A 13,597-nucleotide genomic window follows, 5' to 3' on the forward strand; every position below is an offset into this window, starting at 1 on the left:
CGGAGTGTAACTGAAAATCCCCCGTTGTTGCAAACTATTGAGCGGGCTGGCCTGCCGGATCTCTTTGAACACAAAAAACATATTGTCTACCCGGCAGGGGGCAGCGCCTTCAGCAGCAGTGACACCATGAAAAACGTCTATTTCATACTCAGCGGCAAGATAAAGATATCCCAGGTCAATCCCGAGACCTCCAAAGAGCAGACGCTCTACCTTTTAAGCCGGGGAGATATCTACGATGTCATCACGCTGCTTGACGGCAGAGAACATGACTATATCTCTGTCGCCCTCGAAGAGAGCGAGGTGGTCGAAGTACCGATCGGGCATATCCGCGAGCTTATTGAGAACGATCCCGCCTTCAACACCTTCTTTTTCCCCTATCTGGCCAAACAGATGCGCAATATGGAAGACCTGGCAGTGGACCTCTCCCTCTACGATGTCTACAACAGACTGCTGCGTCTTATAGCGAGAAATGTCGACACGGCAAAGGGACGATCACTTAAACTGATCCACAACCTTTCGCACGAAGAGTTGGCGGCACTTGTCGGAAGCGTCCGCAAGGTGGTCAACCGCAATATACAGCGGCTGAAAGAAGAGGGTATTCTGGAGGTCTCCCGAAAGCAGTTGAAGCTTAAAAGTCTCCAGCAGCTGTTTGAAAAACTCAAATATTAGAGTCATGTGCCACTTAGGTGGCAGAACTCCCTGACAAAATCGACTAAACTTTCGGCAGATTTTTAATAAAGGAGTCAACAATGTTATTAACACCTTATAATCCATTTAGAGAGATCAGAGAGATCGAGAACAGACTTTTCGGCAGCCGTGCACTTGCAAAGGAGGATGAGAACGTTGTGACCTTTACACCGAAAGTGAACACACGAGAAGGCGAGTTTGCCTACCATATCGATGTCGACCTTCCGGGTGTAAAGAAAGAGGATATCAAAGTCGATATCAAAGAAAACGTGCTTATTATCAGCGGTGAACGCAACTTCAAAGAAGAGGTTAAAGAGGAGGATTACTACCGTGTCGAGACACGTTTCGGTAAATTTTCCAGAAGTTTTACATTGCCGGAGAATGTCGATATTGAAAACATTGACGCGGTTTCGGAGAACGGTGTCCTGGAAGTGATCATTCCCAAAGTGGAACCGAAAGAGAATGTCCGAAGCATCTCCGTTAAATAAACGGAAGTGCATTTCAGTCTGGAACCGGCTCTTGGATGTGGGCCGTTTTTAGATCATAAAAGGTGCCGAAGCTGCACTTTTGTCCGGAGAAGGTCTTTTTGACGCCGGATGGATTTTTCTATTTTTCACCGGTAAAAAGCGTGCCGAGCGTATGCTCGCCTTTCAGGAGAAATGATTCTGCCGCGCTGAGATCAAAACCGTTGCAAAGCAGCATCTTCTTACCCCGTTTCATCAGAAAATCTGCCGCTTTAAGCTTGGTCACGATACCGCCCGTCGCAAAGGGATTGTTCGGCGTCGAATCATCCTTTAGAACATCTTCCGGCAGTTCCGTAATCGTCTTATAGAGTTTGGCATCTTTGTGTTCGCTAGGGTTTTTGTCGTAATAGCCGTCGATATCACTCAAAATAACCAAGAGCTCCGCGTTGGTAGCGTAGGCGACATTGGCTGAAAGCTGGTCGTTGTCGCCAAAAAGCTGTTCGGGGGTAGAGGTGATGTCGTTCTCATTGATGATCGGCAAAATATCGTTGGCAAGGTGGGCATCGATGATCTCCTGAAACATTTTGGTGCGTTTCCTCGAATCGAAGTCATCTTCCGTCAGCAGGATCTGGGCCGTGTCGATGTCGTAGATATCGAATTTCTTCTTATAGCCTGACATCAGGATCGGTTGTCCCGCCGCCGCAAGCGCTTTTTTGCCGATCTGTTTGCTTTTGTCAAGCTTTAACGCCGAATAGCCTGCCGCTACGGCGCCCGATGTAACCAGTATGACATCGTAACTGTTTTTTAAGTTGGCAATGAGCGAAACCAGGTTGAGCATGCGCTCTTTCGCGATACAATTATGTTCTGTTAAGACAGCACTACCGACTTTGATTACGACTCGTTTCATGTATATATTCCTAAATTATTTTATGATTGATTTTTTTCAAGGATTTCAGCAGATTGTTAGAAATACCTTTCACTTCAAATTCTCTCTAAGATAACATAGTAGAGTTAACAAAAAATAAAAGCTCTCCTCATCCGGCGTATATCGGCAGAGAAAAAAAGGTTTGACCATACGCTGCATGCCTCTCAAGTGCATTGTGCTATACTCTTTTTATTATGAGCATATAAGTAAAAATACAATGACATTGAATAATTTTTTATATAGCGGTTTTGAATTTAAAGAGGATGAAGATCTTCTGGGTTTTAAATTCAAGATGATCAATTCGATTTTGGTCATAGTCGCTCTTTTCAGTACGCTTGTCGGCATATTGAGTGATCTTGGGATCAGTGATATCGGACCCATCCACTCCAAGGTCAATTACGTTTACGGCATCTTTTCAGTTATGCTTATCTTCTTGCTGCGATCATCCAAGACATATTATAAAAAGGTAGCGAACGCACTGCTTATCGCTTCGCTGATCACCTTTACGTCGGCACTTATCCTTGTTCCCCAGGATGAGTTCAGAATAATATGGTTCTATCTGCTGATCTTTGTCGCCTATATTCTTAACGGCAGTGCCAGCGGTCTGCTCTTTACAATAGCATCGCTCGGTGTCATCCTCAGCGTGCATCTGCTCTCGGATCTGCAGCTGTCCCAGCTGGCGATCAATACAAGTGTATTAGGGCTGATCATCGGAAGCTTTCTGTCACGTTTCTATACCAACAAGATCAGTGATTATGAAAACAGTCTTCAGCAAAAAAATGCTGCTTTGCACGTTCTGGCATCAACGGATGATCTGACAGGGATCATGAACCGACGTCTTTTCGGTGAGGTCTCCAAACGCTACTTTGAAACAGCACAACGAGACAACCTGCCTTTGAGCCTGTTGCTCTTTGACCTGGACCACTTCAAAAAGGTGAATGATACCTACGGTCATCAGACGGGCGATCTGCTGTTGATCCGTTTTGCGGAAGCTATAAAGTCATATTTGCGAAAAAGTGACATCGTGGCCCGTGTCGGCGGGGAGGAATTTGCAGTACTTCTGTTTGAAACAGATATGGAAGGTGCTTTCATATTGGCCGAAAAGATCCGTACCTTGGTTGAAAGCATCACGATCGATCATGAGGGTGAGAAGGTTTTTGTGACAACCAGTATCGGTATTGCACAACACAGAGAAGGCGACAAAGCCTTTAATGCGATCTACGCACGTGCCGACAAGGCGCTTTACCTGGCAAAAGGGCGGGGACGTAATCGGACCTGTTGTGATCCGTTGGCAGGCGATGGCACACAGATGCCTGTCCATCGTTTTAATGTAACACTTTCAGAATCGCAAGAATAACTTTCTGTCTAAACCGGGATCGCCGCTTTTTTGTTTTCTAGGCGGTCGAACATGGCGAGCATGTTATGATAGTCCCGGTGAAGGGTCACGTCGATCAGGTAGGCCGAGCCTTCTAATATTGCCAGCGCCTTTTCTACTCTCTCTGTTGTAAAGATATTGCAAAGTCCCTCTGCATACTCTTCCAGTACGAGACCGCCTTCGCGCATACGGATCAGTTCGGCGACGATGTGTCCTATTTTGTCTGTCCCGTATTCAAGCAGTTCAAGAGCCTCCTCATCATCCCCCAGCAGCAGATGCATCTGGGCTTTGAACTCACGTATCGTAAAGTTATGTTCGAAGATGACACCGATATGTTTTTCGATATCGAGTGACTCTTCGAGCGATTCGACGGCATTGAGGATCTCTTCGGGATCAAACTCCCCGAAATTCAGAACCATTTCCCGGATCCACTTGGCGCTGTTTTTGTTGTTGTAGATCATGTCTTCGATGGGGTAGACCTCCGAAACACCGGGGACGATCATCTGACATGAATAAAAGCCAAGATAGGTGTACTCGCGCAGATAGATCTGTTTGTCCATGGCGCGGATGATATCGCCGAGATAGGCATACTCAGCTTCGCTTCCGTTGCCGTCATACTGCCACGAAGCGAATTCGAAACTTTTGGCACTGCTTAAAAACCCAAAGCCGAGTCTGCCGTTGGAGTCGATAAAATGCGATTCAAGGTTGAAGCTGTCGGCTACGACACTCATGTCGAAGGTCGGCACTTCAAAGGCGTCAAGGTTTTCGAGTGTGCGTCCCTGCATCAGCTCCGTCATTGTCCGCTCCAGCGACACCTCCAGTATAGGATGGGCACCGAAAGAGACGAAGAGGGTCCCGTTGTCGGGATTGATCAGCGAGATCGCCGTAACGGGGTATTTTCCGCCGAGAGAAGCGTCGAGCACTTCGACGATGTAGCCTGCCGCACGCAGGGCGGTGAGATCACGATAAAGGTTGGCAAATGAGCGCAGGGTCTCGTCGGGATAAGAGGGGAGGGCGTAGCCGTTCTTGATGATCTCGATCTTGACGTAGCGCTCGAAGATCTCGCTCAGCGCCTGGACCTGCGCTTCCAGCGGAGTGTTCCCCGTCGCCAGACCGTTACTTACATAGAGATTGCTCAAAATATTGAGCGGTATATAGACCTTTTCGCCGCTGGAGCGTTTCTGAAACGGCAGCGCGACGATCTTGTCGTCGTGATCGCTGTTAAAATCGATGAGATCCTCGTCACTGAGCTCCGCGTCCGGATCGTACACGGCGCGAAGCTCGTCATTCAAACACTCCCGGGCTGTTTCAAAGGCCACGACATCGGGGTAATAGCGTCTCTTCGGAAGATAGAAATCGACAAAAAAGTTGTTCGTCTGGAGCCGCTCGATGTACTCGCCCAGTGCGCTCGCCACCGATGCATCCGAAACACTCCCTTTGCCGTTGGAATAGATATGGTTGGGGGCCTCGACTGAGGCGAGGTTGACCGAGTAGCAGTGTTCAAGCGGGTGTTTCAGTTCGGAAAAACGCACTTCGCATCCCGCCTGTTCGAGTACGGAGCGCATTGTCTTGATGGACTCCTCGAGGGGCGCGTTCTTAGATAGTATATTCATAGTGTAAACCGTTTTTTGATGGTGATTTTAGAATTAGTGCAGGAGAGTCCGGAAGAGACGAAAACGCATACGCCGATGCTAATTAATAGAGGAATTATAGCCAAAAATATGCAGAGGACGTGTGCCTCTCTTCTGCTAAGGCCCGCCGGTTATACCAGACTCAACCCCACCTTGCCTTTTTCCTGGTCGACGGAGACCACGGTGATGTGCGGCAGGAACTGGTTGACGGCGAGGACTTCGAGCGGGTGGGAAATGCGTTTTTCGCTCATCTTGGAGATGTGGATCATGCCGTCGTTTTTAAGCCCGATGTCGACAAAGGCGCCGAAATCGGCGATGTTGCGCACGACTCCGGAGACAATGCTGCCCTCATTCAGCATTTTGATGTCGGTGATGCCCTCTTTGAACGGGATAGGCGGCAGCTCCTCCCTGGGGTCAAATCCGGGTTTCTGAAGCTCTTTGACGATGTCTCTGAGCGTCTCCTTGCCGACATTAAGCTCTTGCGCTGCCGCATCGAGATCTATTTTGGCGAGATCAACCCCTTTAAGCTCTTTGGCGATCGCATAGCTCTCGGGATGGATGCCGCTGTTGTCAAAGGGGCTTTTCCCCTCTTTGATGCGGACAAAACCTGCGGCCTGCTCATAGCCCTTCTTTCCCAGCCCTTTGACCTTCAGCAGCTCCGCTTTCGTCGTAAAGTTGCCGTTCTCGGCTTTATAGTCAAGAATATTCTGTGCCACTTTAGCGCCGATGCCGGCCACGTAGGAGAGCAGGGAAACGGAGGCGGAGTTGATGTCGACGCCGACACGGTTGACAAGGTCCTGGGTAACATCGGTGAGCTTCTTCTCCAGCAGCTTCTGGTCGACGTCATGCTGGTACTGACCGATGCCAAGCGATCGGGGGTCGATCTTGACCAGGGCGGCCATCGGGTCGCGCAGCCGCTGCGCGATAGAGATCGCTCCCCTGATGGTAACATCGAGGTCGGGGTACTCCTCCGCGGCGATCTTGGAGGCGGAGTAGACCGATGCCCCCGCTTCGGAGACAACGGTGTAGTTCAGCCCGGCATTTTCCTCTTTGTTGAGGCGGGAAAAAAACTCCTGCGTCTCTCTGGAGGCGGTACCGTTGCCGATGGCCACGGCTGTGATACGGTACTTTTTAGAGAGGGCCAAAACCTTTGCCGCGGCACTCTTGTAGTCGTTTTGCGGTGCTGTCGGGTAGATCACCGCCGACTCGAGATAGCTGCCGTTCTCGTCGATGACGGCAAGTTTGCACCCCGACCTGAAGGCGGGATCGACGCCGAGGATGATCCGTTTGGTCACGGGCGGCGTCATGAGGAGCTGGTTGAGGTTTTTGCCGAAGACGCCGATGGCGGCAGCGTCCGAGCGCTCTTTGAGTTCGGCGTGGACCTCTCTCTCGAGGGAGGGGAGCAGAAGACGTTTCAGGCCGTCACGGTAGGCCTCGAAAAGCAGCTCTTTGGAACTGGCGGCGTTTCGGGGGATCTTGAATTTTCGGATGTTCGCTTCGATGCGCTCGAGATCGAGGGTTATCTTGACGGAGAGCTCTTTCTCCTTGACGCCCCTCATGAGTGCGAGGTAGCGGTGAGACGGCACATAGGCGACCTTTTCGGCGTGATCGGCGAAGTTCGCGTAGACCCCTTTTTCGTTAAGGTTCTTTGTCTTTTTCACCTCGAGAATGCCAAACCGCATCATCGAGGAGCGGATCGTTTCGCGCTCGCGCGGCTGTTCGGCATAGCGTTCGGCCAGAATATCCTGCGCCCCTTTTACGGCCTCGTCGACGGAGCCGATCTTCCCTTTGACAAAAGCGCTTGCTTTTGAGCGGAATTCACCGAGCGTCAGCCTGGCGGAGGCAAGGGTGTCGGCAAGCGGCGTCAAACCGTTCTCTATGGCGGTGGCGGCGCGCGAGCTCTTTTTCTCTTTGTACGGGCGGTAGATATCCTCGAGCACCCTCAGTTTTTGCGCATCGTCGATGCTCTGTTTGATCGCGACACTCAAGACACCCCGCTCTTCAATGAGCCGTGCCACCTCGGCCTTGCGCTCAAGCAGCTTTTTGGCACCGAGGTAAATGCCCTCAAACTCGCGCAGTACCTCGTCGCTCGCGCTGCCGGTCATCTCTTTGCGGTATCGGGCGATGAAAGGGATCGTGGCCCCCTCGTCAAGGAGTTTAAGAATGTTGCGGATATGCTCTTTCTTGAGCCCTGTCTTTTTAACGAGTATCGTTTCTAAAGGATTCATGCTGTGTCTTTTTAAAATAGTCTGTTTTTGCAGTTTTGTTTACGAATTGTACCCCATTTCCCTCGTTTCTCCGGGGACGAAGAAAGTGAGAAAGTTTCTTACACGTCTTGATACGATAGGAACGAGAAAGATCGCTGAAAAAATACGCCGGACCGGTATGTATCTTGTCGAACTGCCTCAATTGCCAATGGTGATATACTATTCAAACATGGGCGGGAGATAGGCTATAATACCGGTAAATATTTTATGCTGAATGGATGATTCATGAGACAAAAAATCGGAAAATTAAAAAACAGTATCGCGAACCTTGAACTTGTAGAACGGATGTTGACACAAAATACGCTGATTCTGGCCGAAGAGGGTTCAGGCAAAACGCATCTTTCCAACAAGATCCGCGAATACGTTATGGATAACGGTATACCGACGCTTTATCTTGACTTTTCAGATCCCGATGTCGATGCGGTAGAATCCCGTTTTAAAGAGAGCAACCGTTTTTACTACATGCGCTTTGAAGAGAGCGACGCGTTTGATGCCGAACTGCAAGAGGCGATTGCAAGACGCGAAAACATCTATATGGCCGTCAACTCGAGCTATTTTTCCAACAGACGCGACATCAAAAGCCGTCTTTCGCGTACGATCCAGACACCTGAGCTTCTTGAGAACTACTACTATTTTTTCCACGAGATCTCAATGCTGAATGCCTTTTATACGAAATTCGAGGACTTCATGTTTTATATCCTCTCTCTGGTCAACCTCAAGAAATTCGGATTGACCTTTCTGACGCAGCCGCATGAGATCTTTGAAGACTACAAGATCAAACTGCTTTTCTCTTTTCTCTACCTCGGAAAATGTTCCAATGCGAACTATTACAACACGGAGCTCAAAACGCTTCCGCCGCACACTTTCTATTACCAGTACCGCCAGGACAGACGAACCCTTCTCTTCAACGATATCAAGGGCGATACCGTCATGATCGACCACTAGGAGTCGGTACCGATACGTCTGCTTTGATTTCGGCGTCTTCCCTCCTGATACATCTTCAAGGCGGTCACTTCTTTCTGCAGATCGCATAAATATGCTGTTTGACAGCTCTCAAAAATCTTCTTTCCCCTGCTGACTTGCAGAATGTTCAGGCACAACGAGTTTTCTTTGCCGCTGTAAATGCAAAAAAAGCAGCAGGGTCAAAAGTGTCAGGCCGCCGATAGAGAGACGCACGGCGCTTTCAAACCCGAAATGCTCCCAGATGTAACCGATAAGCAGGGCCCCCAGTGAAGCAAAGATGGCGACACCTCCGTAAAAGATACCGAATACCGCCCCTTTGCTTTGGGCTTCCTGCGAGATATAGGCCCGCATCGCGTTGAGCGATATGACGGTGAAGAGCCCCAGCATGATGAAAGAGAGCCATAAAAAGTCCAGTGCCAAAGCGACCATAGATGCGATCCCGAAGAGAAAGGAGAGCAGCAGCATCAGGCCGCTTCCCCTTCTGTCGATCAGCACACCGCTGTAGTAGCTCGTCAGGGACTGGGTCAGTGCAAACACGATGACAAAGAGGGGGATCTGTGCCAGCGTAAAGCCTTCATCTTTGGCTTTCAGGATGAGATACTGGTCACTGAAAAGAAACAAGAGAAATAAAAAGTAGATGCCCAGCAGAGTGAAGAGTTTACGGTCGGAAGGGTCGTACACCTCTTTTTTTTTCACCTTGAGCGGCATATCTTTGACGAAGAAAAGTATGATCACTGCCGCAATGAGGCCCGGTATCAGGGTCCAGGCAAAGAGAGTTCGGATAAAGGCTTCATCTTTTTGCATCAGCATGAAGAACATCAAAATAAGCAGTGCGCCGACGAGTTCGCCCGAGATATCCATCATCTTGTGAAAACCGAAGGTCTTTCCCGAGGCGTTCTTTCGGCTGTAGGCGCTGATCAGTACGTCTTTCGGGGCGCTGCGCACCGCTTTGCCCATCCGTTCAAGTCCCCGGAGCAGGGCGACGCTTGCGTAGGTTGACGAAAAGGCAAGCAGGGGTTTGGCGACAGCCGAGATAAGATAGCCGGCAACGAGGAAAGGTTTGATGATGCCTAAACGGTCGCTTAAATACCCGAACAGGATACGGAATGCGTAGGAGATGAAGGTAGCGACTGCGATGACGATTCCCAGCTTGTCCACCCCCTCGTGCAGGACATAGACGACAAAGATCGGCAGCAGCGTGGTGATCATAGAAGATGCCATATCGGTAAAAAAACTGACCCATCCGAGCCAGATGATGTTCTTGTCGATGGTTTTCATCTTCTTCCTGCTTAAAATGAAGAGTCTGTTTCTGAATCACAGCTCTTGCAGATAACTACTATGTGTAGTATCTTAGCTCATTGGCAGAAAAAAGATGCTAAAAAATATAGGCAGTGCTACCAAACAGTTCTTCAGCATCGGCTCTTGAAAAAGAAGAACATTAGCAGCAGAAGCAGAAGCAGGGATGAGACGGTGACGATGATCATCGTCAGCGTTGAACTTTTTGCTTCGTCGACAGCAGCTTGTACCTGTTGCCCTGACATTCCCATTAGGTGCATCCCGACATTGTTGTCGTTCACGTCTTTGATCGTTTTGTAGGTATAGAGGTATTGATCGGTGAAGATGAAGCGTTTCTGCTGCAGCTTGTCCAGGTCCAGGGATTGTGCCGCTTTGAGAAAATCGTCATCATATTGTTTTGAGCCGAGTTTATAGTGATCGACGCTTGGTGCATCTTTCAGGTCGGTTGCGATAAAAATAAGCGAATCGTTCATCAGCAGAAGGTGATCGTTGCTCTTTTTTGCAAACTGTTTCGCGACATTGTCAAAATTCTGTATAAACTCCAGTGACCCGAGATAGTCGTCACCCTGTATCACAGGAACAATAGAGCGCAGCGTCAGCCCCATCCGGCCTACTTCGAAATCGAAAACAGGTTGACGGGTCTCTTTGACTTTTACGATCGTCTTTCTGAACCCGCTGAGATCATCGCCGAATTTATCGAGTTTCCAGCTTCTTACAAACGATTTCAGATCAGCCGTATGGATGTGGACTTTCAGGTTCTTTATTTTAGTGCTCTTTTTAAAGTTGTTAAAGATCACCTGCAGCTCTTTGATAGCAATAGCCCGGTTGTTTTCAATGAGTGCTTTTGCGATCCTGGCGTTGTCGGCAATATAAATAGCATTGGTGATGCCGATGTTTTCTATCAGATGTTCTTCACTGTTTAGATCCTGGATCAACTTCTCTGCAAGTTCACCGTAGGTCTTCTCTTCTGCATGTGTCAGGGCGTTACTTAAGTAAAAACCCATAGATACAGCAAAGATCAATAACAGCGAGAGAGATACGGTGAAGAGTATAGATGTTTTTTTCATAATCTACATTTTCCTTTGGCGTTTCAGATGTGTGCCGGTAGTCTATTTAATTAGTGTAAATTTTGTGTAAAAACGTGCAAGATAAAAAGAGGAGAGCCTAAGCTTTACGTCTATACTTCAGAGGACGTTCGCTGCGTTGAATGTCATCCATGTGTGCCTGTTTCATTCTGCTTTTTCAGCAAGGCGAGCTCCCTTCGTCCATACCACCATATGACAAGTGCAGAGAAGGAAACGATAAGGCCGACTACGATCCAGACGGCAAGCGGCATCCGGATATAGTAAGAAACGATTTCAAGCAGCAGCAGGGGCAGGATGATCTGGCGGGCGAGGGCAAGGTAGAAGATGAATTTCGGCCGTTTTATCGCCTGCAGCAGGGCCACATAGATAAAGATCACGACAAAGGGGAAGACCAGTGCCGCCTCGACATAGAGATAGATCACCCCCTGCGCGATGACTTCGGCATCGGAAGAGAAGAGTCCGATGAAGTATGAACCGCCGAAAATAAGTGCGAAGGCACTGATGATGGCAATATAGGCTCCGTTGATCAGTCCCACCTTTACGGCCTCTTCGGCACGTTCATAACGTCTGGCGCCGCTGTTCTGCGAGACAATGGCGAGTACCGCCATGTTGATGCCGACGGCAGGCATCAGGGCCATCTGCTCGATACGCATGCCGATACCCAGTGCGGCCACGACGCTTTCGCCGTAAGGGGAGGCGTAGTAGGTGATGATATAGACACCTATCGCCATGAAGACCATGTTGGCACTCGGCGGAATACCCTGCGTCGTGATGTGCCAGAAAAGAGGAAGGTCGAGCCTGAAACGGCGAAGGCAGTGCAACAGGGTCGTACGTTGCAAGCGGTATAGCAGGTAGAGCATGCTCAGTGTTTCTGTGACAAGTGTGGCATAGGCAATGCCGACAACGCCAAATCCCGATGCGACAAAGTAATAATCCAGGCCGATATTCAAAAAGAAAGAGACGATCAGAATGTTTCTAAACGAGACCATATCGCCAACCGAGTTGAGCAGGGCATTGGCGAAAAAGGTCCCGACAAAGAGCAGCGTCCCCATCACGATCGTGGACGTATACCCGACAGCCTGCTCCAGGTAGCTGCCCTCCGCGCCCAGCTGCTGCATCAGAAAGGGGACGCTAAACACACCGACGGCGGTCAGCAGAAGGGAGAGCAGCAGTCCGAAAAGCAGGCCGTTCTTGGCATAATGGGCCGCTTTCTCCTTCTCGTTCTCGCCGAGGGCATTGCCGACAAGCGCCGTCAATGCTTCGCTCATCCCGCCGGCTACTGCGATGACCATGAAAAAAACCGGGAAAGAGAGCGAAAGGGCCGCGAGCGCCTGCGTCGAGACCTGCCCGGCAAAGTAGGTGTCGGTGACATTGTAAAGGGTGTGAAAGAGAAAACCGATAGTTGCCGGAATGGCCAAAGTCTTCATATGATCTTTGATATTGCCCCGTGTCAGATCGAGTTGCATTGATCTTCCTCTTGCCTGTCGACACTTTTTATCTTAGAGCATAACAGATTGAACCTTTGCGAAAACACACTGCCAAAAAGAAGGTTCCTCGCTTTATTTTAGGCGGCCGTTGCTGATTTTGATATCAATCTTCGAAAGGTTTTGTCCGTTTTTTAAAGCCGGTATTGAGTCGCAGTTTGAGCCCAAGATAATAGGTGTAGGTGATCAGCTTTTTAAGCAGGTAAGCGCTGTAGCCTTTGACCTTGATGATGTTGAACATCTCTCCTACGGCGTACTCGCCGCCCAATGCGACGAATACACCGTCAATGGAGGCATGGAACGGTTTGAGTTCCCGGTGCTGCAGCTCTTCTTTGATGGCGTTAGCAACATATTCGGCGCTGCGTTCCGCCGTCTGGGCCGTCGGCGGCAGGATGTTGCCTTTTGCGTCGCGGATTTCGACGCAGTCACCGACGGCGAAGACATTTGTTTCGCCGGGAATGCGCATGAAGGCATCGACGAGGAACTGGTTGAGGCCGTTTTTTTCAACCTCTTTCGAGAGGGCGAAGGAGGGGACTTTGATACCCCCGGTGAAGATCATAAAGAAGTACTCAAGGCTCTGACCGTCTTTGAAACGGATGGTTGTTTTGTCAACGCTTTCGATGAAGGCGTTGGTCCTGATGATAATGCCGAGCTCTTCGAGACGTTCCTGTGTCCGGGTGACGATGTAGTCGCTCATCCCCGGCAAAATAGTGGCGGCGGCGTCGATGAGGTGTATCCTAATGTCCCGGGTCGATTCGCCGATGCTTTTGGTGTGTTTTTTGATGACGTCGGCCATTTCGGCAGCGATCTCGACACCGCTGAGTCCCGCTCCGCCGACGGCGATGTTGAGTTCGCCTTTGGCTTCATCCAGCGGATGTTCGACCTTGGTGTAGAGAAGCTTTTCAAACGAGCTGCGAAAATCAAAGGCACGTTGCAGTTTCTTGACCCCGTGGCTGTACTCTCTCAGCCCTTTGATAAAGGAGAAGAAGTTCGTCTCCGCACCGATGGCCATGATGACGTAGTCGTAAGACAGTTTTTTGTCCGAAAGGTGGACGGTTCTATTTTCAAAGTCGACCAAAGTCACTTCGTCATGGATAAACTCTACGCCATTTTTGAAGCCGAAACACCAGTTTTTGAGATCGATGGCGACGTCGTGCAGATCAAACCGTCCGGCGATATAGCCGTAGGCTTCGGTCTGCAGGTAATGGTAGGGGTGTCTGTCGACCAGTGTGATATGCAGGCCGTCGATACCGGCAAGACGCTCAACTGCGCGAAGACCGCCGTAGCCGCCTCCGATGACGATGATTTTTTTCATATGTACTGACTTTGAAAAGAATTTGCCCGATTATGACGAAAGCAGTATTAGAACTTCTTTTAGCGCCAAGAAAATGTGCGGCAGATCTACTCAGGCCCTGTCACG

General features: G+C 49.6%; 11 protein-coding genes. 4 read left to right on the forward strand and 7 right to left on the reverse strand.

The window, feature by feature from the left end:
* Positions 1-24: 24 nt before the first annotated feature.
* On the forward strand, positions 25-669 hold the full coding sequence (locus tag WCY20_RS05715; protein ID WP_345977709.1) for a Crp/Fnr family transcriptional regulator: 645 nt from the start codon (positions 25-27) through the stop codon (positions 667-669).
* A gap of 80 nt (positions 670-749) precedes the next feature.
* Positions 750-1,175, forward strand: a complete 426-nt coding sequence (locus WCY20_RS05720) for an Hsp20/alpha crystallin family protein (protein WP_345977710.1) — start codon at positions 750-752, stop codon at positions 1,173-1,175.
* A gap of 118 nt (positions 1,176-1,293) precedes the next feature.
* On the opposite strand, the gene proB is transcribed toward WCY20_RS05720, so the two are convergent.
* The gene (gene proB, locus WCY20_RS05725; protein WP_345977712.1) at positions 1,294-2,058 is read right to left on the reverse strand and encodes a glutamate 5-kinase; all 765 of its coding nucleotides are present in this window, start codon (positions 2,056-2,058) and stop codon (positions 1,294-1,296) included.
* Between the two features lie 241 nt (positions 2,059-2,299).
* On the opposite strand from proB, the gene WCY20_RS05730 reads away from it, so the two are divergent.
* The gene (locus WCY20_RS05730) at positions 2,300-3,433 is read left to right on the forward strand and encodes a GGDEF domain-containing protein (protein ID WP_345977713.1); all 1,134 of its coding nucleotides are present in this window, start codon (positions 2,300-2,302) and stop codon (positions 3,431-3,433) included.
* A gap of 8 nt (positions 3,434-3,441) precedes the next feature.
* Here the strand turns inward: WCY20_RS05730 and WCY20_RS05735 are convergent, their stop codons facing one another.
* Both WCY20_RS05735 and WCY20_RS05740 read right to left on the reverse strand, forming a co-directional pair.
* Positions 3,442-5,064, reverse strand: coding sequence for a YcaO-like family protein (locus tag WCY20_RS05735; protein WP_345977715.1), 1,623 nt, complete (start codon positions 5,062-5,064; stop codon positions 3,442-3,444).
* Between the two features lie 149 nt (positions 5,065-5,213).
* Complete coding sequence (locus WCY20_RS05740; protein WP_345977717.1) at positions 5,214-7,310, reverse strand: Tex family protein; 2,097 nt, start codon at positions 7,308-7,310, stop codon at positions 5,214-5,216.
* 264 nt (positions 7,311-7,574) lie between these two features.
* On the opposite strand from WCY20_RS05740, the gene WCY20_RS05745 reads away from it, so the two are divergent.
* Positions 7,575-8,294 (forward strand): ATP-binding protein, encoded by a 720-nt coding sequence (locus WCY20_RS05745; protein ID WP_345977718.1) that lies wholly within the window; start codon positions 7,575-7,577, stop codon positions 8,292-8,294.
* A gap of 108 nt (positions 8,295-8,402) precedes the next feature.
* On the opposite strand, the gene WCY20_RS05750 is transcribed toward WCY20_RS05745, so the two are convergent.
* The 4 genes from WCY20_RS05750 to WCY20_RS05765 form a co-directional block, all read right to left on the reverse strand.
* Positions 8,403-9,590: an MFS transporter gene (locus tag WCY20_RS05750; RefSeq protein WP_345977720.1), complete on the reverse strand. Its 1,188-nt coding sequence runs from the start codon at positions 9,588-9,590 to the stop codon at positions 8,403-8,405.
* Positions 9,591-9,721: 131 nt separating this feature from the next.
* Entirely contained in the window at positions 9,722-10,675 is a 954-nt protein-coding gene (locus WCY20_RS05755) for a cache domain-containing protein (protein ID WP_345977721.1), read from the reverse strand.
* A gap of 143 nt (positions 10,676-10,818) precedes the next feature.
* Positions 10,819-12,159: an MATE family efflux transporter gene (locus WCY20_RS05760; RefSeq protein WP_345977722.1), complete on the reverse strand. Its 1,341-nt coding sequence runs from the start codon at positions 12,157-12,159 to the stop codon at positions 10,819-10,821.
* A gap of 124 nt (positions 12,160-12,283) precedes the next feature.
* Positions 12,284-13,492, reverse strand: a complete 1,209-nt coding sequence (locus tag WCY20_RS05765) for an NAD(P)/FAD-dependent oxidoreductase (RefSeq protein WP_345977723.1) — start codon at positions 13,490-13,492, stop codon at positions 12,284-12,286.
* Positions 13,493-13,597 lie beyond the last annotated feature (105 nt).

It is taken from the genome of Sulfurimonas sp. HSL3-7 (assembly GCF_039645985.1).
GTDB classification, from domain to species: Bacteria; Campylobacterota; Campylobacteria; order Campylobacterales; family Sulfurimonadaceae; genus Sulfonitrofixus; species Sulfonitrofixus jiaomeiensis.